The organism is Variovorax trehalosi (genome assembly GCF_051216415.1).
Taxonomy (GTDB): domain Bacteria; phylum Pseudomonadota; class Gammaproteobacteria; order Burkholderiales; family Burkholderiaceae_C; genus Variovorax.
In genome coordinates this window covers 569258-590240 of sequence record NZ_JBPJZG010000006.1, presented here as the reverse complement: position 1 = coordinate 590240, position 20983 = coordinate 569258, and the positions used below count along the sequence as shown (strand labels likewise).

General features: G+C 67.8%; 23 protein-coding genes. 4 read left to right on the top strand and 19 right to left on the bottom strand.

Translation table 11 applies throughout. From position 1 onward, the window contains the following. Positions 1 to 32: 32 nt before the first annotated feature. The gene (locus ACSFA7_RS24615) at positions 33 to 989 is read left to right on the top strand and encodes an AraC-like ligand-binding domain-containing protein (protein WP_435501782.1); all 957 of its coding nucleotides are present in this window, start codon (positions 33 to 35) and stop codon (positions 987 to 989) included. Here the strand turns inward: ACSFA7_RS24615 and ACSFA7_RS24610 are convergent. Continuing rightward, positions 964 to 1905: a class I SAM-dependent methyltransferase gene (locus tag ACSFA7_RS24610; protein ID WP_435501781.1), complete on the bottom strand. Its 942-nt coding sequence runs from the start codon at positions 1903 to 1905 to the stop codon at positions 964 to 966. The two genes, ACSFA7_RS24615 and ACSFA7_RS24610, sit on opposite strands and share 26 nt — an antisense overlap. 86 nt (positions 1906 to 1991) lie before the next feature. On the opposite strand from ACSFA7_RS24610, the gene ACSFA7_RS24605 reads away from it, so the two are divergent. Further along, on the top strand, positions 1992 to 2609 hold the full coding sequence (locus tag ACSFA7_RS24605) for a flavin reductase family protein (RefSeq protein WP_435501780.1): 618 nt from the start codon (positions 1992 to 1994) through the stop codon (positions 2607 to 2609). A 10-nt stretch (positions 2610 to 2619) separates the two neighbouring features. On the opposite strand, the gene ACSFA7_RS24600 is transcribed toward ACSFA7_RS24605, so the two are convergent. From ACSFA7_RS24600 to ACSFA7_RS24520, 17 genes are all read right to left on the bottom strand, one after another. Then, complete coding sequence (locus ACSFA7_RS24600) at positions 2620 to 3423, bottom strand: CPBP family intramembrane glutamic endopeptidase (protein WP_435501779.1); 804 nt, start codon at positions 3421 to 3423, stop codon at positions 2620 to 2622. A 53-nt stretch (positions 3424 to 3476) separates the two neighbouring features. Continuing rightward, entirely contained in the window at positions 3477 to 3752 is a 276-nt protein-coding gene (locus tag ACSFA7_RS24595) for a hypothetical protein (protein ID WP_435501778.1), read from the bottom strand. 23 nt (positions 3753 to 3775) lie between these two features. Further along, the gene (locus ACSFA7_RS24590) at positions 3776 to 4336 is read right to left on the bottom strand and encodes a methyltransferase family protein (protein WP_435501777.1); all 561 of its coding nucleotides are present in this window, start codon (positions 4334 to 4336) and stop codon (positions 3776 to 3778) included. A 30-nt stretch (positions 4337 to 4366) separates the two neighbouring features. Beyond that, on the bottom strand, positions 4367 to 5125 hold the full coding sequence (locus tag ACSFA7_RS24585; protein WP_435501776.1) for an SDR family NAD(P)-dependent oxidoreductase: 759 nt from the start codon (positions 5123 to 5125) through the stop codon (positions 4367 to 4369). Next, a complete protein-coding gene (gene paaZ, locus ACSFA7_RS24580; protein WP_435501775.1) occupies positions 5125 to 7176 on the bottom strand; it encodes a phenylacetic acid degradation bifunctional protein PaaZ in 2052 nt (683 codons plus the stop codon). The genes ACSFA7_RS24585 and paaZ overlap by 1 nt, the downstream gene beginning before the upstream one ends. A gap of 150 nt (positions 7177 to 7326) precedes the next feature. Further along, the gene (locus ACSFA7_RS24575) at positions 7327 to 8058 is read right to left on the bottom strand and encodes an ABC transporter ATP-binding protein (RefSeq protein ID WP_435501774.1); all 732 of its coding nucleotides are present in this window, start codon (positions 8056 to 8058) and stop codon (positions 7327 to 7329) included. After that, complete coding sequence (locus tag ACSFA7_RS24570; RefSeq protein ID WP_435501773.1) at positions 8055 to 9953, bottom strand: branched-chain amino acid ABC transporter ATP-binding protein/permease; 1899 nt, start codon at positions 9951 to 9953, stop codon at positions 8055 to 8057. Before ACSFA7_RS24570 ends, ACSFA7_RS24575 begins: the two co-directional genes overlap by 4 nt. Beyond that, entirely contained in the window at positions 9950 to 10978 is a 1029-nt protein-coding gene (locus tag ACSFA7_RS24565; RefSeq protein WP_206177578.1) for a branched-chain amino acid ABC transporter permease, read from the bottom strand. Before ACSFA7_RS24565 ends, ACSFA7_RS24570 begins: the two co-directional genes overlap by 4 nt. A 176-nt stretch (positions 10979 to 11154) precedes the next feature. After that, positions 11155 to 12303, bottom strand: a complete 1149-nt coding sequence (locus ACSFA7_RS24560) for an ABC transporter substrate-binding protein (protein WP_435501772.1) — start codon at positions 12301 to 12303, stop codon at positions 11155 to 11157. Positions 12304 to 12345: 42 nt separating this feature from the next. Then, positions 12346 to 13431 (bottom strand): 1,2-phenylacetyl-CoA epoxidase subunit PaaE, encoded by a 1086-nt coding sequence (gene paaE, locus ACSFA7_RS24555; protein ID WP_435501771.1) that lies wholly within the window; start codon positions 13429 to 13431, stop codon positions 12346 to 12348. Between the two features lie 13 nt (positions 13432 to 13444). Continuing rightward, positions 13445 to 13972 carry a 1,2-phenylacetyl-CoA epoxidase subunit PaaD gene (gene paaD / locus ACSFA7_RS24550; protein ID WP_307650514.1) on the bottom strand — a complete coding sequence of 176 codons (528 nt, stop codon included), beginning with the start codon at positions 13970 to 13972 and terminating at the stop codon, positions 13445 to 13447. Beyond that, a complete protein-coding gene (gene paaC / locus ACSFA7_RS24545) occupies positions 13969 to 14748 on the bottom strand; it encodes a 1,2-phenylacetyl-CoA epoxidase subunit PaaC (RefSeq protein WP_435501770.1) in 780 nt (259 codons plus the stop codon). The genes paaD and paaC overlap by 4 nt, the downstream gene beginning before the upstream one ends. Positions 14749 to 14769: 21 nt before the next feature. Further along, on the bottom strand, positions 14770 to 15069 hold the full coding sequence (paaB, locus tag ACSFA7_RS24540; protein WP_013539788.1) for a 1,2-phenylacetyl-CoA epoxidase subunit PaaB: 300 nt from the start codon (positions 15067 to 15069) through the stop codon (positions 14770 to 14772). Continuing rightward, on the bottom strand, positions 15066 to 16073 hold the full coding sequence (gene paaA / locus ACSFA7_RS24535; RefSeq protein ID WP_435501769.1) for a 1,2-phenylacetyl-CoA epoxidase subunit PaaA: 1008 nt from the start codon (positions 16071 to 16073) through the stop codon (positions 15066 to 15068). The genes paaB and paaA overlap by 4 nt, the downstream gene beginning before the upstream one ends. Before the next feature lie 33 nt (positions 16074 to 16106). Continuing rightward, positions 16107 to 17417: a phenylacetate--CoA ligase PaaK gene (paaK, locus tag ACSFA7_RS24530; RefSeq protein WP_435501768.1), complete on the bottom strand. Its 1311-nt coding sequence runs from the start codon at positions 17415 to 17417 to the stop codon at positions 16107 to 16109. Positions 17418 to 17436: 19 nt separating this feature from the next. Continuing rightward, positions 17437 to 17880: a hydroxyphenylacetyl-CoA thioesterase PaaI gene (paaI, locus tag ACSFA7_RS24525; RefSeq protein WP_435501767.1), complete on the bottom strand. Its 444-nt coding sequence runs from the start codon at positions 17878 to 17880 to the stop codon at positions 17437 to 17439. A 3-nt stretch (positions 17881 to 17883) separates the two neighbouring features. Then, positions 17884 to 18687: an enoyl-CoA hydratase-related protein gene (locus ACSFA7_RS24520; RefSeq protein ID WP_435501766.1), complete on the bottom strand. Its 804-nt coding sequence runs from the start codon at positions 18685 to 18687 to the stop codon at positions 17884 to 17886. Between the two features lie 150 nt (positions 18688 to 18837). Between ACSFA7_RS24520 and ACSFA7_RS24515 the strand changes: the two genes are divergently transcribed. Together ACSFA7_RS24515 and ACSFA7_RS24510 are read left to right on the top strand one after the other, a co-directional pair. Then, positions 18838 to 19440, top strand: coding sequence for a phenylacetic acid degradation protein PaaY (locus tag ACSFA7_RS24515; protein WP_435501765.1), 603 nt, complete (start codon positions 18838 to 18840; stop codon positions 19438 to 19440). Between the two features lie 65 nt (positions 19441 to 19505). Then, positions 19506 to 20156, top strand: a complete 651-nt coding sequence (locus tag ACSFA7_RS24510) for a TetR/AcrR family transcriptional regulator (RefSeq protein ID WP_435501764.1) — start codon at positions 19506 to 19508, stop codon at positions 20154 to 20156. Here the strand turns inward: ACSFA7_RS24510 and ACSFA7_RS24505 are convergent. Then, positions 20138 to 20941 (bottom strand): SDR family NAD(P)-dependent oxidoreductase, encoded by an 804-nt coding sequence (locus ACSFA7_RS24505; RefSeq protein ID WP_435501763.1) that lies wholly within the window; start codon positions 20939 to 20941, stop codon positions 20138 to 20140. The two genes, ACSFA7_RS24510 and ACSFA7_RS24505, sit on opposite strands and share 19 nt — an antisense overlap. Positions 20942 to 20983 lie beyond the last annotated feature (42 nt).

Below are 20983 nucleotides of genomic sequence, written 5' to 3'. Positions count from 1 at the left end.
TCACAATGCGCTGCCACCTGTTGCTGCCGCCCATGACCGAGTCCCTGCTGCTGTCCACCGACCCGATCCCGCCGAAGGAGCGCGGGCCGCAGTGGTGCGAGTGGGTATGGCGGCATTTCGGCGGCCTGGGCTCCGACCTGTACGGCGACAGCGAGTTCGACGGCCACATCGCCGCCTCGCATGCGGGCGACGTGATCCTCACGCGGCTCGAGGCGAATCGCCACCGCGTGCTGCGCACACCGCAGATGGCGCGCCTGAGCGATGCGCCCTACCTGAAGATCGTCGCGCCCTGGCAGGGCTCGGCGGAGGTCACGCAGCGCGGCCGTGCCGCCGCGGTGCGTTCGGGCGGATGGACGCTCTACGACACCACGCTCGACTACCGCGTGGAGAACCCCGAGCGCAGTGACCACCTGATCGTGATGCTGCCCAAGGACCAGATCGCCTCGCCCGCGCTGCCGCTCGCCGACCTCGTGGCGCGCCGCATCGGCGGCGACAGCGGCATCTCGCGCGTGGCGCTGGAGACCATGCGCAACACGTACCTGGAGTTGCCCTTCATGAGCGAGGCGGCGGCGCGCGGCGCGGGCGAGTTGCTGATCCAGCTGGTGCGGCTCTCGCTGATGGAACTCGCGGGCCAGAGCACGCCGCGCACCCAGCGCGAGGCGTTGAAAGACCGCATCCAGCGCTACGTCGCGCAGAATCTGCATGACCCGTCGCTCTCCATCGACGGCATGGCGCTGGCCCTGCGCTGCAGCAAGCGCCTCCTGCACAGCGCCTTCGCGGGCGACGACGACACGCTGACCGGCTACATCCTCCACCAGCGGCTCGCGGCCAGCATCCGCGCGCTGCTCGATCCGGCGAACGCGGCGCGCTCCATCACCGACATCGCGCTGGCCTCGGGCTTCAGCAACCTCTCGCACTTCAGCCGCGTGTTCCGCGACCACACGGGCGGAAGCCCGAGCGAGTTCAGGCGGCAGGCGGCAGTGCGCTGACTGCACGAGGCCGCACGCGTGCATGGGCGATGTGCCCCGCGCCCGCCCGCTGCAGGCCGTTGACGCCCTCCGCGTCGTACCGGGCCACGGTCTCTTCGCCATCCAGGTCCTCCGTCAGCACAAGACCGGTCTCCAGAAGCAGCGCACCGAGCGCCGCTGGATCGAAGCCCGAGAGAAAGGCCTCGCCGACGCCGGACACATCGCTGCGCAGCTTGCGGAACCCCTCGGTGCCCACGTGGCCGGGCTGCAGCGCCGCTTCGTCGATGTAGGTGAAGACCAGCTCGCTCCCCGCAGGTGCGATGGAGGCGATGGCGCGCAGCGTTGCGAGGTTCGCTTCGCGCGTGAGATACACGGTGACGCCGAGCCATGAGAAGAAGCTCGGTTGCGCCGGATCGAAGGACGAGCGTGCGAGCGCCGACTGCAGCGTCTCTTCAGACAGGTCCGCCGCCACGAAATGCACCGCATCGGATTCGGCGATGCCGCAGTGCTGCAGGCGCTCGCGCTTCAACTGTTGCGTCGCAGGGTGATCCACTTCATAGATCTGCAGCCCCTCGGCCCAGGCCGGGCGACGGCAGAGAAAACTGTCGAAGCCAGCGCCGATGAGCACGTACTGCGTGATGCCGCGCGCGACCGCAGCCTCCAGCATGTCTTCGGTGTAGCGGCTTCGCAGGATGACGCCGGGGTAGGCCGCGTTCGCGCGCATCGCGGCATCCAGCACCCTGGCAGGCGCGGCTTCGGCGCGCAGCGCGGGGTCCAACCGTGCCATCGCCCGCTCGCGCAGGCCGGCCTGCACCGCCTCGGGCACCAAGCGGTCGCCCCAAGGGTCGTCCAGCAGCGGCGCGGGATCGCTGCGCGTGTGAAGGGCCCGCATCAGCGAGGTGACGAGGGCGGTCTGGCTGGCTTTCGAGGGTTCCATGAAGGGGCGCTCCGGGCAGAGGATGACGAAGGGCGGGCTTTGTGCGACGCTTGCCGCCGGTTTCCGCTTCATTTTCCGACGACTTCATGAACGCCTCCTCGTCTTCGCATCGCCGCCCCGTCCCGCTGGCCAAGGCCTACCGCCTGCTCAATCACGGCCCCACGGTCCTCGTGAGCGCCGCGCATGGCGGCCAGCGCAACATCATGGCGGCCGCCTGGGCGATGCCGCTCGATTTCGATCCGCCCAAGGTGGCCGTGGTGCTCGACAAGAGCACCTGGACGCGCGTGCTGCTCGAAGGCGCGGGCACCTTCGCGCTGCAGGTGCCGGTGCGCGCGCAACTCGACCTGACCGAGGCGCTGGGCAACAGCTCGGGCCGCGAGATCGTCGAGACCTCGGGGCGCGACAAGTTCGCTGCTTATGGCCTCGAGACTTTCGCCGGCACCGCGACCGATGCGCCACTGCTCGAAGGCTGCGCGGCCTGGCTCGAATGCCGGCTCATGCCTGAGCCGCCGATCCAGCAGCGCTACGACCTCTTCCTCGGCGAAGTGATCGCCGCGCAGGCCGATGCGCGCGTTTTCGCCGACGGTCGCTGGAACTTCACCGGCCACGACGAACTGCGCACGCTGCACCATGTGGCGGGCGGGCACTTCATCGTCGATGGCGAGGCGGTGGATGCGCGGCCACTGCCGCCGGTCCAACCGTAGCGCCGGCGATTCAGAGTTCGCGCTTGCCTGCCCTCGGCGTCACCAGCATGCGCCGCAAGGCCAGCGTGCCCACGACGGCCGCCACCACGACCAGCAGCACGGTCCACATCGTGTCCGCCCTGGACGCGTCTGTGGGCCAGTCGCCGACGAACATCGTGCCGGTGTTGTAGGCCGCATGCAGCGCGACGCACGGAATGAGCGAGCGGGTGCGCTCGTAGAGCCAGCCGAGCACCGTTCCCAGCACCAGGCCGACAAGGAACTGGTAGATGTTCAGGTGCGCAGCCCCGAACAGCACCGCCGAGCCGACGATGGCATGCCAGCGCGCATAGCGCTGCAAAAAGCCCCGCAGCACGATGCCGCGGAACAGCATCTCCTCGAGCAGCGGCGCCACGACGCACACCGCCAGCGTGGCGGCGATGCTGCCGTCGGCCATGCGGCTGAACAGCGATTCTTCCCAGGGCGAAAGCGGCGCGACGTACGTCAGCAGGTTGAGCGCGGCCATCATCGTCACCATCAGCGCGGGCACGAGCAGCAGAACCGGTGGCACCACCAGCATCAGCGTGGCCCGCGCCGAAATCGGCGACTGGTGAAAGAGCTGGCGGTAGGTGAGTTGCTGGTAGTGCATGACCACTGCGAACACGCAGCCGTTGCCCAGCACCGTGGCCAACACGCCCAGTTGCATGCCGTTCAGCCCGAGCCAGCCGTTGGCGTCCCGGAGCGCCGCGCCGACGACGAGTTCGCAGAGAAACAGCGCCACGAACAGCAGGACGGCCTGCACGGCGGAGGGAAAGGCCGTGCGTTTCGGAGAGGACATGAAGAGGTCGGGGCGCCGGGGAAGAGGCGCGGATATTACCTTCGGGCCGGCAGCTACTTGTTGGAGACAGGCAGATCCAGCTGCAAGGCAACCGCCCGGATTTCAGCGTTCACTGCCGCCAGCCGCTCCCTCTGTGGCGCGCCTTCTTCCGCGGAGATGCCCTCGAGCGCCGCGACCAGGTTCTTGCGCTCGGCCCGGAGCTGCACGTAGCGCTCTTCCAGCGCATCCATCCTGTTGTGATACGGCTGCTGCGAGGCGCGCACGACCACGGGCGCCAGCACGCATCCGCCCAGGGAGACGAGTGCAATCGCGGCCCAGAGTGCCAGCACGACCCGATGTACGGTTGCGGCTTTCACACCACGAACGGAATGAAGCGCCGCGTGCCGCGCATGTAGTCGCGGTAGGTCTCGCCGAAATGCGCGAGGCATTCCTTCTCGTCGCGCAGCGCCGTCAGCACCAGCAGCAGCGTCGCCGCCAGCACCAGCGCCAGCGTGAGCCAGGTGAACTGTTTGAGGAAGGCGCCCCAGGCCAGCAGCATCAGTGCGGTGTACATCGGGTGGCGGATGTAGCGGAAGGCGCCCGAGGTCACGAGCGAGGAGGTCTTCTCGAAACCGTAGAGCGCGGGATCGTCATTGCGCGCATCGCTGGGTTTGCCTTGTGCCTTGAGAAGCCGCACCGCGTGGATCGGCAGCCAGATCGACAGCGCCAGGAACACGCAGGAAAGAATCTGTGTGGCCGAGAACGGATCGACATGCCACACCGGCAGGTTCACCACGATCAGCACCAGCATGCATTCCCACGCGAAGAAGCGGTAGAAGCCGTGCGAGCCGGGCTGGCTCAGCGGCCCGCGCGAGACATAGAGCAGCGCGGCGGTGCCGGCGACGAAAAGGAAGATCTGGAACCAGAAGAGCATGGCGGCCGAATCTACACGGACCGCCCGGCTTCAGCCAGAGATAGAAAACCCGCCGTCGACCGGAATAGCCGTGCCCGTCACGTAGTCCGAAGCGGGGCTCGCGAGAAACACCGCGGTGCCGGCGATGTCGGCCGGCTGTCCCCAGCGGCCGGCGGCGGCGCGGGCCACCACGCGGTCGTACAGGCCCGGGATCTGATTGCGGGCACCGTCGGTGAGCTCGGTCTCGAACCAGCCGGGCAGGATCGCGTTGACCTGGATGTTATCGGCCGCCCACGAGAGCGCGGTCGATTTGGTCAGCTGCACGATGCCCGCCTTGCTCGCGGCATAGGCCGGCGCATAGGGCGCGCCGAAGATCGACATCATCGAGCCGATGTTGATGATCTTGCCGCCACCCGCGCGCTGAAGATGCGGGTGCGCGGCGCGGCTGCAGAGGAATGCGCTCGTGAGGTTGGTGTCCATCACCTGGTGCCATTCGGCGAGCGCGAGCTGGTCGACCGGCTTGCGCACCGTGGTGCCGGCGTTGTTCACGAGGATGTCGAGCCGGCCGCAGCGCGCGGCCACGTCGTCGAAGGCCTTCTGCACCAAGGCCTCGTCGGTCACATCGAGTGCGAGCGCGAAGCTGTCGCTGCCCAGCGCCTTGAGCGCCTCGACCGCGGCGGCCGACTTCTGTGCATTGCGCGCCGCGACGATGACGCGCGCCCCGGCTTTCGCAAGGCCCTCGGCCATGCCGAGGCCGATGCCGCCGTTGCCGCCGGTGACGAGCGCTACTTTTCCCGTGAGATCGAACATCAGGTGGTTTCTGGTTTCTTGGAGACGAGGGTCAGGATATCGTAGCTCGCGACCACGTCGCCATCCTGGTTCGTCACCTCCACGTCCCAGGCCACCACGCCCTGGCCCTGGCCGCTCGCGTCCTTCTTGTTGCGGTCGATCTTGCGCTTGCATGTGAGGCGCGCGCGGATGGTGTCGCCGATGCCCACGGGCTTGACGAAGCGCAGCGTGTCCAGGCCGTAGTTGGCGAGCACCGGGCCGGGCGCGGGCGAGACGAACAGGCCCGCCGCCGCCGACAGCACGAAGTAGCCGTGCGCGATGCGCTTGCCGAAGGGCGACTCCTTCGCCGCGACCTCGTCGAAGTGCATGTAGAAATAGTCGCCCGATATGCCGCCGAAGGCCACGATGTCGGCCTCGCCGACGGTGCGGCGATGGGTGAGCAGCGAGTCGCCGATGCGCAGGTCTTCGAAGTAGCTGCGGAACGGATGCACGTCGCTCTCGCGCACGGCCGCGCCACGCACGTGTTCGCCGGTGATCGCGGCCAGCATGGTGGGCGAGCCCTGCACCGCGGCGCGCTGCAGGTAGTGCTTCACGGCGCGCAGGCCGCCGAGCTCTTCGCCGCCGCCCGCGCGGCCGGGGCCGCCGTGCTTCAACTGCGGCAGCGGCGAGCCGTGGCCGGTCGATTCGACAGCAGCCTCGCGGTCGAGCACCAGCAGGCGGCCGTGCCATGCGGCGGCCACCGGAATGACCTTGGCCGCAACGGCCGGATCGCGCGTGACCAGCGTGCCGACGAGGCTGCCGCGGCCGCGAGCGGCCAGCGCCAGCGCTTCGTCGATGCCGTCATAGGGCATGAGCGTGCTGACGGGGCCGAAGGCCTCGACGTCGTGCGCGGCATCGTGTTCGAGGGGCTTGCGGCTCAGTAGCAGCGTGGGCGCGAAGAAGGCGCCTTCGCTCACGCCGTCGCCCACGGGCGAGAAGCCGTCGCGCTCGCCGTAGACCAGCTCGGCGCCCTGCAGCAGCGTGGCGACGCGCTCGGCCACGTCGGCCTGCTGCGCATGCGAGGCGAGGGCGCCCATGCGCACTTCTTCGCGCGACGGGTCGCCGATGACGGTCTTGGCCAGGCGTGCGCGCAGGCGCTCGGCCACCGCATCGAGGTGCTGGCGCGGCACGATCGCGCGGCGGATCGCGGTGCACTTCTGGCCCGCCTTGGTCGTCATCTCGCGCGCCACTTCCTTCACGAAGAGATCGAACTCCTCGTCGTCGGGCGTCACGTCGGGCGCGAGGATCGCGCAGTTGAGCGAGTCGGCCTCGGCGTTGAACGGAATCGACTGGCGCACGAGGTTCGGATGCACGCGCAACTTGGCGGCGGTGTCGGCCGAGCCGGTGAAGGTCACGACGTCGGGGCCTTCGAGGCGATCGAGCAGATCGCCCGTGCCGCCGATCACCAGTTGCAGGCTGCCCTCGGGCAGGATGCCCGACTGCACGATGAGCCGCACGGCCGCCTCGGTGAGGTAGCTGGTGGCCGAAGCCGGCTTGCCGATGCACGGCATGCCCGCGAGGAAGCTGGGCGCGAACTTCTCGAGCAGCCCCCACACCGGAAAGTTGAACGCGTTGATGTGCACCGCCACGCCGCCGCGCGGCACCAGGATGTGCGTGCCCGCGAAGCCGCCCTTCTTGCCGAGCGGGAAGGCCGGGCCTTCATGCACCAGGTTGCCCGAGGGCAATTCGTTGGAGCCGATGCCGGCGTAGGCGCTCAGCGTGCCGGCGCCGCCTTCGATGTCGATCCAGCTGTCGGCGCGCGTGGCGCCTGTGTGGGCCGAGATCGCATAAAGCGTTTCCTTGTTCGCGGCAAGGTACTTGGCCAGCGCCTTCAGGCGTTCGGCGCGCTGCTGGAAGTCGAGCTTCATGAGCGCGGGGATACCGGTGCGGCGCGCGTACTGCAGCGCTTCGGCGAAGTCGATGGCTTCGGCGTGCGTGCTGGCCACGGCCTGGCCATTGATGGCGCTGCGCAATTGCTGCGCGCTCTCTTTGCCGATCCAGCGGCCGGCGATGTAGCTTTGGAGGGTGGTCATGAGGATGTCCTTTCTGCGATATCGGTATTGCTCCTTCCCCCTTTGGGGGAAGGTTGGGATGGGGGCATTGCTCGTTCGGCGCAGTGCTCTATCAAAGGCCGCTTGCCCCCACCCCAACCCTCCCCCGGAAGGGGAGGGAGCAAGGCGGGGTCAGTGTTTGTTGCCGATACCCAGATAGGTATCGATGATTCTTTGGTCGTGCAGCAGGTCGCGTGCATTGCCTTCCAGCGCCACGTCGCCCATCTCCAGCACATACGCCCGGTCGGCCACCTGCAGCGCGGCGCGCGCGTTCTGCTCCACGAGCAGCACCGAGACGCCATGGCTTCGCAGTTGCGAGACCACGCGCAGCACTTCGCGCACCACGAGCGGTGCGAGGCCGAGCGAAGGCTCGTCGAGCATCAGGAGGCGCGGCCGCGCCATCAGCGCGCGACCGATGGCGAGCATCTGGCGTTCGCCCCCCGAGAGCGTCGAGGCCATCTGGGGCTTGCGCTCGCGCAGGCGCGGGAAGATCTCGAACACTTCCTCCATGCGCGCACGCTGGTCGCGCTTGCCCTTGCGCCACTGGTAGAAGCCGCCGAGCAGCAGGTTGTCTTCGACCGACATCTCGCCGAACAGCTCGCGCCGCTCGGGCACCAGCGCCACGCCGCGCGCGACCATGGTCTCGACCCCGGGGCGCGCGATGCGTTCGCCCGAGAGCGTGAGCGCGCCGGTGGAAGGCAGGAGGCCCATCGCCGCGCACAGCAGCGTGGTCTTGCCCGCGCCGTTGGGGCCGATGACGGTGACGATCTCGCCTTCGTTCACATGCAGGTGCACGCTGTGCACCGCTTCGACGGTGCGGTAGGCGACGCAGAAATCGTCCAGTTGAAGCAGGGGATGGCTCATCGTGCGTCCTCCAGCAGTTCGTCGTCGGCGCCGCCGAGGTAGGCCTCCAGCACACGCGGATTGGCCTGCACTTCGGCGGGCGTGCCGGTGGCGATGACGGTGCCGAACTCGAGCACCGTGATGCGGTCGGCGAGGTTCATCACGAATTCCATGTCGTGCTCCACCACCAGGATGCCGAGGCCTTCGGCGCGCAGCTGGCTCAGCAGCACGGAGAGCGCGCGCTTTTCCAGATGGCGAAGGCCCGCGGCAGGTTCGTCGAGCAGCAGCACCGAAGGCTGGCCGGCGAGGGCGCGGGCGATTTCCACCACGCGCTGCTGACCCAGTGAGAGCGAAGCGGCCGGCGTGTCGGCGTGCGCGCCAAGGCCGCAGCGTTCGATCTGGCGGCGTGCTTCTGCCATCAGCGCGGCCTCTTCGGCGCGGTCCAATCGCAGCATCGCGGCGAGCCAGCCGCGCCTGGCGCGCAGGTGGGCGCCGAGCGCGACGTTCTCGACCACGCTGCGTTGCCCGAGCAGGCGCACATGCTGGAAGGTGCGGCCGAGGCCGAGGGCGGCGAAGGCACGCGAGGGCTTGGTCGCCATCGATTGGCCCGAGAGCCGCACCACGCCCGAGCTCGGATCGTCCACGCCCGAGATCATGTTGAAGAAGGTGCTCTTGCCTGCCCCGTTCGGGCCGATCAGCGCATGGATCTCGCCGGCCTTCAGCGTCATCGAGATCGCGTTGTTGGCGACGAGGCCGCCAAAGCGCTTGCTCACGTCGCTGGCTTCGAGCAGCAACTCGCCCCATGCGGGCAGCGTGCGCTGCGCGAGTTGCGCGGGAGCGGTCTTCGATACGGCAGGCGTCTCCTTCACATCGTTGCGCACCCAGCGGCTCGCGAGCCGCGAGACCGTGGGCCAGAGCCCATCCGCAAAGCGCTGCAGCACGAAGAGCATCAGGAGACCGAACACGATCACTTCGAAGTTGCCGCTGGTGCCCAGCAGCGCGGGCAGCACGTCCTGCAGCTTTTCCTTCAGCAGCGTGATGAGTGCCGCGCCAAGTACGGCGCCCCACAGGTGCCCCGCGCCGCCGACCACCGCCATGAACAGCAGTTCGATGCCGATGTTCAGGTTGAAGGGCGTCGGGTTCACGAAGCGCTGCAGGTGCGCATAGAGCCAGCCCGACACCGCCGCGAGCAGCGCAGCCAGCACGAAGAGCTTGATGCGGTGGCGTGCGGTGTCCACACCCATCGACTCGGCCATCAACCGCCCGCCCTTGAGCGCGCGGATGGCGCGGCCTTCGCGCGAGTCGAGCAGGTTGTGCATCGCCCACAGCGCGAGCAGCAGCACGGCCCAGATCACCACGCCCAGCGCACGCGGCGTGGCGAGCGAGAAGCCCGCGACCACCAGCGGCGGCACGCCCGTGATGCCGGTCTGCCCGCCCAGGAACTCCATGTTGCCGAACAGGTAGTAGAGGCTCAGGCCCCACGCGATGGTGCACAGCGGCAGGTAGTGGCCCTGCAGCTTGAGCGTGACCGCGCCCAGCGCCCAGGCGAGCGCGAAGGTGAAGACCAGGCCCAGCAGCAGCCCGGCCCACGGCAGCAGCGCGGGGCTCACCGCGCCGCCCATCCAGGCGGCGGCCGTGGGCGAGGTGCAGATCCAGGCGGTGGCGTAGGCGCCCATGCCGACGAATGCGGCCTGGCCGAAGGAAGTCATGCCGCCCACGCCGGTGAGCATCACCAGCCCGGCCGCGACCAGTGCGTAGAGCCCGATGTTGCTCAGCACGGACACGGTGAACTCGGGCAGGAAGCCCCAGGCCAGCGCGAGCGCGACGACGAAGACCAACGTGAGCTGGCGCGGCGTGACCAGCGGCTTGCCGGCGGGCGGCGAATTCACGGCAACGGGATTCGAAGACGGGCTCATTCCTCGTCCTCCACATGATGGCTGCGCAGCGAACGCCACCACAGCACGGGAATGATCAAAGTGAAGACCAGCACTTCCTTGAACGGACTGGCCCAGAAAGAGGCGAAGGCTTCGAGCTGGCCGACCAGCAGCGCGCCGACGAGCGCCAGCGGATAGCTCGCGAGCCCGCCGACGATGGCCGCGACGAAGCCCTTGAGGCCGATCAGGAAGCCGGTGTCGTAGTACACGGTGGTGATCGGTGCGATGAGCAGGCCCGACACCGCGCCGATGAGCGCCGCGAGCGCGAAGCTCAGGTCGCCCGACAGCTCGGTGGGAATGCCCGAGAGCCGTGCGCCGACGCGGTTGATGGCAGTGGCGCGCAGTGCCTTGCCGACCATCGATCGCCCGAAGAACAGGAACATCGCGATCACCAGCAGCAGCGTGACGCCGACCACCACCAGCGATTGCCCACTGACCGGAATGCCGCCGATGTCGAAGCGCGCGTCCGAGAACGCCGTGGTGCGCGAACCTTCGGCGCCGAAGAACAGCAGACCCAGACCGACCAGCACGCCATGAAGCGCGACCGAAACGATCAGCAGCATCAGCACGTTGGCATCCGCCAGCGGCCGGTAGGCCAGGCGGTAGAGCAGCGGGCCGAGCGGCATGATGAGGATGAGCGTGGTGAGCGTCTGCCCCGCCATCGAGGTGGGCTTGAGCAGCAGCACCAGCGCGGCGGCGGCCAGCGGCAGCACCACGCACCAGGCGAGCGCCGAGGCCCAGTCGACCACCGCGCCGCGCTTCCAGCGCCAGAACTCGACGATCAGCACCATCACCGCGAGTGCGAGCAACAGCCACAGCGTGGCCGGCACGCGGCCGGCCTGCAGCATCGCCATCGAGAGGGCCCCGAAGGCGACGAATTCGCCCTGGGGAATGAAGATGACGCGCGTGACCGAGAACACCAGCACGAGGGCGAGCGCCATCAATCCATAGACGGCACCGTTGACGATGCCGTCCTGCCCCAACAACAGGGCGATCTGCAAATCCATAAGAAAACCTTCGGGCTTGGCCCGTTTATCGAATCAGTCGCTGCACCGTATGGCTCCTTCCCCCTCTGGGGGAAGGTTGGGATGGGGGCAAGCGGCACTTGTTCGGCGCAGTGCTTTGTTGTGCGCCGTCGTGCCCCCACCCCAGCCCTCCCCCGGGAGGGGAGGGAGCAAAGACATCACGGTTGGTATTTCCAGGCGCCGTTTTCGATCTTGACCATCACGCGGGCGCGTTGGTCGAGGCCGAGGTGGTCCTTCTCCGTCATGCTGAACACGCCATGCGCGCCCGACACTTCCTTGACCTGCTCCAGCGCATCGCGCAGCGCTGCGCGGAACTCGGGCGTGCCCGGTTGCGCCTTCTTCAGCGCGACCGGAACGGCAGACGTCATCAGCAGACCCGCGTCCCACGCGTGCGCGCCGAACGTCGACACGGTGCCCTTGCCGTTGGCCGCTTCATACGCCGCCACATAAGCCAGTGCGGACTTCTTCACCGGGTTGCTGGCCGGCAATTGGTCGGCCACGAGCACGGGGCCCGCGGGCAGGAAGGTGCCTTCCACGTCCTTGCCGCCCACGCGCAGGAAGTCGGCGTTCGCCACGCCGTGCGTCTGGTACATCTTGCCGGTGTAGCCGCGCTCCTTCAGCGTCTTCTGCGGCAGCGCGGCCGGCGTGCCCGAGCCCCCGACCAGCACGGCGTCGGCCTTGGAGGCCATGATCTTGAGCGCCTGGCCGGTCACCGAGGTGTCGCTGCGCGAGAAGCGCTCGTTGGCGACCACGGTGATCTTCTTGAGCGCGGCGGCCTTGGCGAATTCTTCCGACCAGCCTTCGCCATACGCGTCGGAGAAGCCGATGTAGGCGACGGTCTTCACGCCGTTGGCGGCCATGTGCTCGGCGATGGCGAGCGACATCATGATGTCGTTCTGCGGCGTCTTGAAGACCCACTTCTTCTTGGCGTCCATCGGCTCGATGATGCGGGCCGAGGCGGCGATGGAGATCATCGGCACCTTGGCTTCGCTCACCACGTCGATCATGGCGAGCGAGTTGGGCGTGGTGGTGGAGCCCAGCACGATGTCGACCTTGTTCTCGGCGATCAGCTTGCGGGTGTTGGCCACGGCCGCGGTGGTGTCGGAGGCATCGTCCAGCACGATGTAGTTGATCTTCTGGCCGCCGATGGTCTTGGGCATCAGCGCGATGGTGTTCTTCTCGGGAATGCCGAGCGAGGCGGCGGGGCCGGTGGCCGACACCGTCACGCCGACATTGACGTCGGCCCAGGCCGCGGCGGCGGTGGCGCACAGCGCGGCGATCAGCAGGGGCTTGAAGAAGAATTTCATTGGTTTTGTCTCCGGGTTGAAAAATCGTTGAGGCCTGGCGTATCAGCGCTCGTCGAAAGACAAGGTGACACGTTCGGTGAGAGGGTGGGCCTGGCAAGTCAGCACGAAGCCCGCGGCCACTTCATTCTTGTCGAGCGCGAAGTTTCTTTCCATGCGGACTTCCCCGTCCACGCACTTGGCGCGGCAGGTGCCGCACACGCCGGAGGTGCACGAGAACGGCACTTCCAGACCCGCGGCCGATGCGGCATCGAGGATGCTGGGCTGGCCTTCGGTGAAAGTGATCTCGCGTTGCAGGCCGTCGCGCACGATGGTGATGCGGGCCTGCTTGGCATCGCCCGGCTGCGGCTCGTGCACCACGGCGCCGACCTGCGTGGCCGAGGGCAAGGCCACGCCGAAGCGCTCGATGTGGATGCGGTCCTCGGGCACACCGGCCGCGAGCAGTGCAGCCTCGGCCTCGTCGTTCATCTGGAACGGGCCGCAGACGTACACATGGTCGATGCGTTTCGCCGGCACCACCGACGAGAGGAACTCGCCGATCTTCTCTCGGTTCATCACGCCGAAGCCCAGCGGCGAATCGGTGTGCTCGTCGGAGAAAACGTGCAGCAGCACCAGGCGCGTCATGTAGCGGTTCTTCAGGTCCTCGATTTCTTCCTTGAACATCGTGGACTGCAGCTGCCGATTGCCGTAGATCAGCGTGAAGCGGCTCGCGGGCTCGCGCGCCAGTACGGTCTTCATGATCGAGAGGATCGGCGTGATACCGCTGCCGCCCGCGATGCCGACGTGATGCCGGGCCGACGCCGGCTCGATCGGCACGAAGAAGCGGCCCTGCGGCGCCATCACCTGCAGGGTGTCGCCGGGTTGCAGGCTCGCGTTGATCCAGTTGGAGAACACGCCGCCGCGCACCTTGCGCACGCCGACGCGCAGCTCGCCGTCGTCCAGGCCCGCGCAGATCGAATAGGAACGGCGCAGGTCCTGGCCGTCGATGTCGTGGCGGAGGGTGAGGTACTGGCCCTGCGTGAAGCCGAAGACTTCCTGCAGGTCGGCCGGCACCTCGAATGAGACGATGACGGCCTCGTGCGTGTCGGGCTCGATGGCCTTCACGCGCAGGGGATGGAAAAGGGTACTCATCGTGGGAACCGTCTCAGATTGGCTTGAAGTGTTCGAAGGGTTCGCGGCACGCCATGCAGCGATACAGGGCCTTGCAGGCGGTGGAGCCGAAGGCCGAGAGCCGTTCGGTGCGCTCGCTCGCGCAGCGCGGGCAGGCGATGCGTTCGCCGGCGATGCGGCCGAAGAGCTTGATCGGCATCGCGGTGTTGGCGGCGACCTCGGGCGTGAGGTGGGCCGGCGGCGCGATGCCGTAGGCCTTGAGCTTGGCACGGCCTTCGTCGCTGATCCAGTCGCTGCTCCATGCGGGCGCGCGGCGCAGCGTGGCGCGTGCGCGGCCGAGGCCTGCTTGCTCGATGGCGGCCAGCACGTCATGCTCGATGGCTTCGGTCGCGGGGCAGCCGGAGTAGGTCGGCGTGAGTACGATCTCGAGGCCGTCGTCGTGCTCGATCACCTCGCGCACGATGCCCAGGTCGCAGACCGACACGGCCGGCACCTCGGGGTCGAGCACCGTGTGCAGCACGGCCCAGGCCGCATCGACGCGCGACGCAACCACGCTCGTCACCACACGCCTCCGGGAAAGCTGCGCTGCAGGTGCTGCATCTCGGTGAGGATGTAGCCCATGTGCTCGCTGTGCACGCCCCGCTTGCCGTTGCTGCGGAACGCGGCTTCCTCCGGCATCGCGAGACCGGCCGCATCGAGCACCTGCTGCATCTCGGCGAGCCACGGTTCGCGCAGTTCGCTCCATGCCGGGCCGAGGCCGCTCGCGCTGGCGGCTTCGTCCACCGCATCGCTCTCGAAGAGTTCGGGCACGTAGAGCCAGAGTTGCTTCAACGCCTTCTCCGTGCGGCGGCGCGATTCGTCGGTGCCGTCGCCCAAGCGCACGACCCAGTCAGCCGAGTGCTGCTGGTGGTAGCGCGCTTCCTTCACCGCCTTGCCGGCGATGGCGGCCACCTCGGCATCGCTCGATGCCGCGAGGCGCTGCCACAGCAGCTTGAGCAGGGTGGCGACCATGGTGTTGCGCAGCACGGCAAAGGCGAAGTCGCCGCGCGGCAGCTCGACCAGCGTGAGGTTGAAGTAGTCGCGCTCGTCGCGCAGGTAGGCGAGCTGGTCTTCGTCGTGTTCGCGGCCGGCGCCTTCGAGCTTGCCGGCATGCGTGAGCAGGCCGCGGGCCTGGCCGACGAGGTCGAGCGCGATGTTGGCCATCGCGATGTCTTCTTCCAGCACGGGCGCATGGCCGCACCATTCGCCCAAGCGTTGCGCGAGCACGAGGCACGTGTCGCCGATGCGCAGCAGGTATTGCACGGCGGGCGTGCGGTTCAGTTCGATCGATGCTTGCATGATGTTCCCGTCAATGGCCGCTCACATGTGGTCCACGGACTTGGGCAGCGCGTAGAAGGTCGGATGGCGGTAGACCTTGTCTTCCGCCGGATCGAAGTACATGTCCTTCTCGCCCGGGTCGCTTGCCACGATCTGTTCGGAGCGCACCACCCAGATGCTGCTGCCTTCCTGGCGGCGCGTGTACACGTCGCGCGCCATCTGGATCGCCATCTTCGAATCGGCCGCGTGCAGGCTGCCGCAATGCTTGTGGTCCAGGCCCGCCTTGCTGCGCACGAACACTTCCCACAGGGGCCACTCTTGTTTTGTCGTATCGGCGCTCATGCGGCCTCCTTCAATGGTTGTTTGTTGGCGTGGGCCATGGCGGCTTCGCGGACCCATTCGCCGTCTTCCCAGGCGTCGACGCGCGCTTGCAGGCGCTCGCGGTTGCAGGGGCCGTCGCCGCCCACCACGCGCCAGAACTCGCTCCAGTCGATGGCGCCGAAGTCGTGCGCCTGGCGTTCTTCGTTCCATTTCAGGTCGGGGTCGGGCAGGGTCACGCCGAGGATGGCGGCCTGCTCGACGGCGGCGTCGATGAACTTCTGGCGCAGCTCGTCATTGCTGAAGCGCTTGATGCCCCAGCGCATCGACTGCGCCGAGTTGGGCGACTGGTCATCCGGCGGGCCGAACATCATGATCGAGGGCCACCACCAGCGGTTGACCGCGTCCTGCACCATCGCCTTCTGCGCGTCGGTGCCGTGGGTCATCATGGTGAGCAGGGCCTCGTAGCCCTGGCGCTGGTGAAAGCTCTCCTCGCGGCAGATGCGGATCATGGCGCGCGCATACGGCGCGTACGAGCAGCGGCAGATCGGCACCTGGTTCATGATGGCCGCGCCGTCGACGAGCCAGCCGATGGTGCCCATGTCGGCCCAGGTGAGAGTGGGGTAGTTGAAGATCGAGCTGTACTTGGCCTTACCGCTGTGCAGCGCATCGAACATCCGGTCGCGCGAGGTACCCAGCGTCTCGGCGGCGGCATACAGGTAGAGGCCGTGGCCGCCTTCGTCCTGCACCTTGGCCAGCAGGATGGCCTTGCGTTTCAACGTGGGGGCGCGGCTGATCCAGTTGCCCTCGGGCAGCATGCCGACGATTTCGGAATGCGCGTGCTGGCTGATCTGGCGCACCAGCGTCTTGCGGTAGTGCTCGGGCATCCAGTCCTTCGCCTCGATGAATTCGCCGGCATCGATCTGAGCGTCGAAGCGCTCCTCGAGCCGCATCTCGTCGGCGGAACGCACGGCCTTCTTGCCGTCGCCTGCGTCCTTGCCCATGGTGTCCATGGCCTGGGTGTACATGTGCGTGTCCTTTCGGTGGGTATGTGGGGCGGCTCAGCGCGGGCGCGTGTCGATCACGCGGCGGGCCTTGCCGGTCTGGGTGCGTTCCATCTCGTTGGGCGCATGAACCACCACGCGCGTCGAAATGCCGATGAGCGTCTTCACGCGGTGCTGCACCCAGTCGCCGATGGCGGTGCGGTCCGCCGAGGCGGCGTCGGCGGGGTTGAGCTCGCAGTGCACCTCGACCTGGTCGAGCTTGTCGGCACGGCTCACATGCACCTGGTAGAGGCCCGAGAGGCTCTTGTGCGCGAGCACGATCTCTTCCACCTGCGTGGGGAAGACGTTCACGCCGCGGATGATCATCATGTCGTCGCTGCGCCCGACGATCTTGCCCATGCGGCGGAAGGCGCGCGAGGTGGGCGGCAGGAGGCGCGTGAGGTCGCGCGTGCGATAGCGGATGATCGGCATCGCCTCTTTGCTCAACGACGTGAAGACCAGTTCGCCTTCTTCGCCGTCGGCCTTCAGCTCGCCGGTCTCGGGGTCGATGATCTCGGGGTAGAAGTGGTCTTCCCAGATCACCGGGCCGTCCTTGCTCTCGACGCATTCGCTCGCGACGCCCGGGCCCATCACTTCGGAGAGGCCGTAGATGTCGACCGCATCGATGCCGGCCTTGGCCTCGATGTCGCGGCGCATCGCCTCGGTCCACGGCTCGGCGCCGAAGATGCCGATCTTGAGCGAGCTGTCCTTGGCGTCGAGGCCCTGGCGCTCGAACTGCTCGATGATCACCTGCATGTAGCTGGGCGTGACCATGATGATGTTCGGCTTGAAGTCCTGGATGATCTGCACCTGCTTCTCGGTCTGGCCGCCTGACATGGGGATGACGGTGCAGCCCGCGCGCTCGGCGCCGTAGTGCGCGCCCAGGCCGCCGGTGAAGAGGCCGTAGCCGTACGACACATGCACCATGTCGCCGGGCCGCCCGCCCGCCGCGCGGATGGAGCGGGCGACGAGGTTGGCCCAGGTGTCGATGTCCTTGAGCGTGTAGCCGACCACGGTCGGCTTGCCGGTGGTGCCCGACGAGGCATGGATGCGCGCCACGTTTTCGCGCGGCACGGCGAACATGCCGAAGGGGTAGTTGTCGCGCAGGTCGCTCTTCACCGTGAACGGGAACTTCGACAGGTCGGCGAGCGACTTCAGGTCGTTGGGTTGCACGCCCTTCGCATCGAAAGCCTTGCGGTAGTGCGGCACGTTGTCGTAGGCGCGCTGCAGCGTGGCGCGCAGGCGCGTGAGCTGCAGCGCGGCGATCTCGTCGCGGCTCGCGGTTTCGATGGGATCGAGTTCGCCGGGGGCGGGGTGTCGGGCGGTCATGGTGGTCTTGTCTCTTCGTTCAGGCGGGGACGGCGGGGCGGCCTTTGGCGGTGTAGGAGCGGCCGCGGAACATCGCGATGCGCTCGCCGCGCTGGTTGGTGATTTCGGTGTCGTACACGCCGGTGCGGCCGGCCTTGGAGACCTCGTGGCAGCGCGCGGTGAGCAGGTCGCCTTCGCGCGCGGGAGCGATGAAGTCGATCGAGAAGCCCGAGGCCACGGTCAGCTCGTTGTACGAGTTGCAGGCGAAGGCGAAGGTCGAATCGGCCAGCGTGGCCATGAAGCCACCGTGGCAGGTGGCGTGGCCGTTGAGCATGTCGGGGCGAACGCGCATCTCGATGGTGGCCTGGCCGGGGCCGACCTCGACGATGCGCATGTCCAGGCCCTTGGTGGCGTTGTCGTTGGCGAGCATGCCGTCGCGGACGTACTCGGCGGTCTGCTGGGGCGTGCGGGTCGGTTCGGTCATGGTTCAGCGGTCCTTGAACACCGGCGCGCGCTTGGCGCGGAAGGCCTCGACGCCTTCGCGGTAGTCGTTGGCGTTGCCCATCTCGCGCTGCAGGCGCGCTTCTTCGGCGAGTGCGTCATCGAGGCTCATGTCCTGGGCCGCGGCCAGGGCCTGGCGGGTGGCGACGAGGGCGCGGGTCGGCATGGCGGCCAGCTTCGAGGCGAGTGCGGCGGCCGCGTCGGGCAGTGCCGCGTCGTCCACGCACTGCCAGATCAGGCCGATGCGCGCGGCTTCTTCGGCGGGGAGCTTGTCGCCGAGCAGCGCGATGCCGAGTGCGCGCGCCGAGCCCACAAGGCGCGGCAGCAGCCAGGTGCCGCCGGTGTCGGGCACGAGGCCGATCTTGGTGAAGGCCTGGATGAAGCTGGCCGAGCGGCCGGCCACGACGAGGTCGCAGCACAGCGCGAGGTTGGCGCCCGCTCCAGCGGCAACGCCGTTCACGGCTGCGACCACTGGCACCGGCATCGAGCGCAGGCGCGCGACGAGCGGGGCGTAGTAGGTGGAGATCATGCGGCCCAGGTCCTTGGGCGCGGCGCCGGGCGTGGGGTCCGGGGCGACGGCGGGATCGGCGAGGTCTTGCCCCGCGCAGAAGGCGCGGCCGGCGCCGGTGAGGACGACGCATCGAACGCTGTCGTCGCCCGCTGCGAGTTCGAGCGCCGCCATCAGTTCGGCATGCAGTTCGGTCGTGAAGCTGTTGAGCGCCGCGGGGCGGTTCAGGCTCAGCGTGCGGACCGCGCCGGCATTGCTTGTGAGAACTAAAGGTTCTGACATGAGGTGTCTCTCATCCTTGTGTGGGTACGAATCGGCTCGCAAACACTATTGACCGACCGTTCGGTTGATTTTAGGATCGAGCCCAATCCCGACACAAGCGGGTTGATTCAGGGCAAACCCTGAGTCCCCCCAAAAAAGGAGACTGACCAAATGCCCAGCTATTCCATCGACGGCGTGATTCCCGTCGTCGACCCGAGCGCGTACGTACACCCCAGCGCAGTCCTGATCGGCGACGTGATCGTCGGCCCGAACTGCTATGTCGGCCCTTTGGCGAGCCTGCGCGGCGACTTCGGCCGCATCGTGCTGGAGGAGGGCTCGAACGTGCAGGACCACTGCTGCATCCACGGCTTTCCCGACAACGACACGGTGGTGGAGGTCAACGGCCACATCGGCCACGGCGCGATCCTGCACAGCTGCATCGTGCGGCGCGATGCGCTGGTGGGCATGAATGCGGTGGTGATGGACGAGGCCGAGATCGGCGAGAAGGCCATCGTCGCGGCCTGTGCCTTCGTTCCGGCCGGCATGAAGGTGCCGGCGCGTTCGCTGGTGTCGGGCATTCCGGCGAAGGTGAAACGCGAACTCACCGATGAAGAGGTTGCCTGGAAGCTCGAAGGCACGCACGTCTACCAGGCGTTGACGGTGCGCAGCCTCGAGAGCCTGCGCGAGGTCGCGCCGCTTGCCGAAGTGGAGGCGGACCGGCCGCGCCTGCCGGCGATCGATGTGCGTCCGCTCATTGCCACGCGGCGCGGATAGCCCGCGCCTCGCTTCATGCAAGATCGCGCGTTGCCCCCAACCGCTTAATCAAGGAACAAGACCCGATGCCGCGTGGAAGATCCGCCACCTACGACGACCAGCGCGAACTGATCCTCGCGCAGGCCGCCCAGCTGTTCGCGCGCCGGGGCTATTCCGCCACGTCGATGAACCAGGTGGCCGAGGCGTGCAACCTCTCGAAGGCCACGCTCTATCACTACTACAAGGACAAGAGCAGCCTCCTGATCAGCATTGCCGAGACGCACGTGTCCAAGCTCGCGGCGCTGGTGGCCGAGGAAGAGGCGTCGACGCACACCGATGAAGAGCGCCTTCGCCGCTTCATCTACCGCATCGTCGAGGAATATGCCGGCGCGCAGGACGCGCACCGCGTGCTGACCGACGACGTGCGCTTTCTCGAGGAAGAAGACCGCGAGCGCGTGCTCGACAAGGAGCGCGAGGTGGTCGCGGGCTTTGCGCGCGCGGTGTCGGCGCTGCGGCCCGGTGCGCCGAGCGACGACCTCGCCAAGCCGCTGACCATGCTGCTGTTCGGCATGATCAACTGGATGTTCACCTGGATGAAGCCGGGCGGAACGCTCGACCACGCGGCGATTGCGCCGATCGTGGCCGATCTGTTCCTGGGCGGCATCGGCGCGGTGAAGTCACCGGATTACGCGGCGATCGCGGCCGCGCAGGCAGCTGATCAGGCCGCTGCCAAATAGCGCGCTGCCGGCTTGCTGGTCTGCGAAGCGCCGAACAGCTTGGCGCTCGCATCGACAAAAGTCGCGAGCAAGGCCGCATCGTTCACCGACGGCAGGGTGATCGGCTCGCCCAGGTCGAGGCCGGCCAGGGCGGCGTCCACGCAATCTTCGGCGGCCATGATCGTGCCTTCGGCCAGTGCCGACATCGGCACGCCCGAGAGTTCCCAGATGTCGGTGGCCGTTGCCGCTGGCAGCACCAGCTGCACCTTCACGCCGGTGCCAGCCACTTCGTCCTGCAGCCCGCGCGTGAACGCGACCACGAAGGCCTTGGTGCCGCTGTAGATGCTGCTGATCGGCAGCGTGTGGAAGCCCAGCACCGAGCCGATGTTCACCAGCGTGCCGCGGTTGCGTGCCTTGAAGGCGGCCAGCGCGGCGTGGCTCAGGTGAGCGAGGGCGTTGATGTTCACGTCGAGCATGCTCTGCAGTTGCGCGGCCGTGGTCTGCGCGACGGGCGCGAGCGTCGAGAGGCCGGCGTTGTTGACCAGCAGCGTGACCGACGCGTCGGTGGACACGGTCTTGACGACGCGCGCGAGGTCGCCGGCAACGGCCAAGTCGGCGGCGAGCGTCTGCACCTTCACGCCGTATTTGGCGCGCAGGGCGGTCGCGACTTCTTCCAGCAGGTCGGCGCGGCGTGCCACCAGCACGAGGTCGTGGCCGCGGCGGGCCAGGCGGTCCGCATAGATCTTGCCGAGGCCGGCCGATGCGCCGGTGACGACGGCGGTGCCGAGGGTTGCTTGTTCGCTCATTTCGAATCCATTCAAAAAGTGGGTGGGACGGTGGCCGGCACT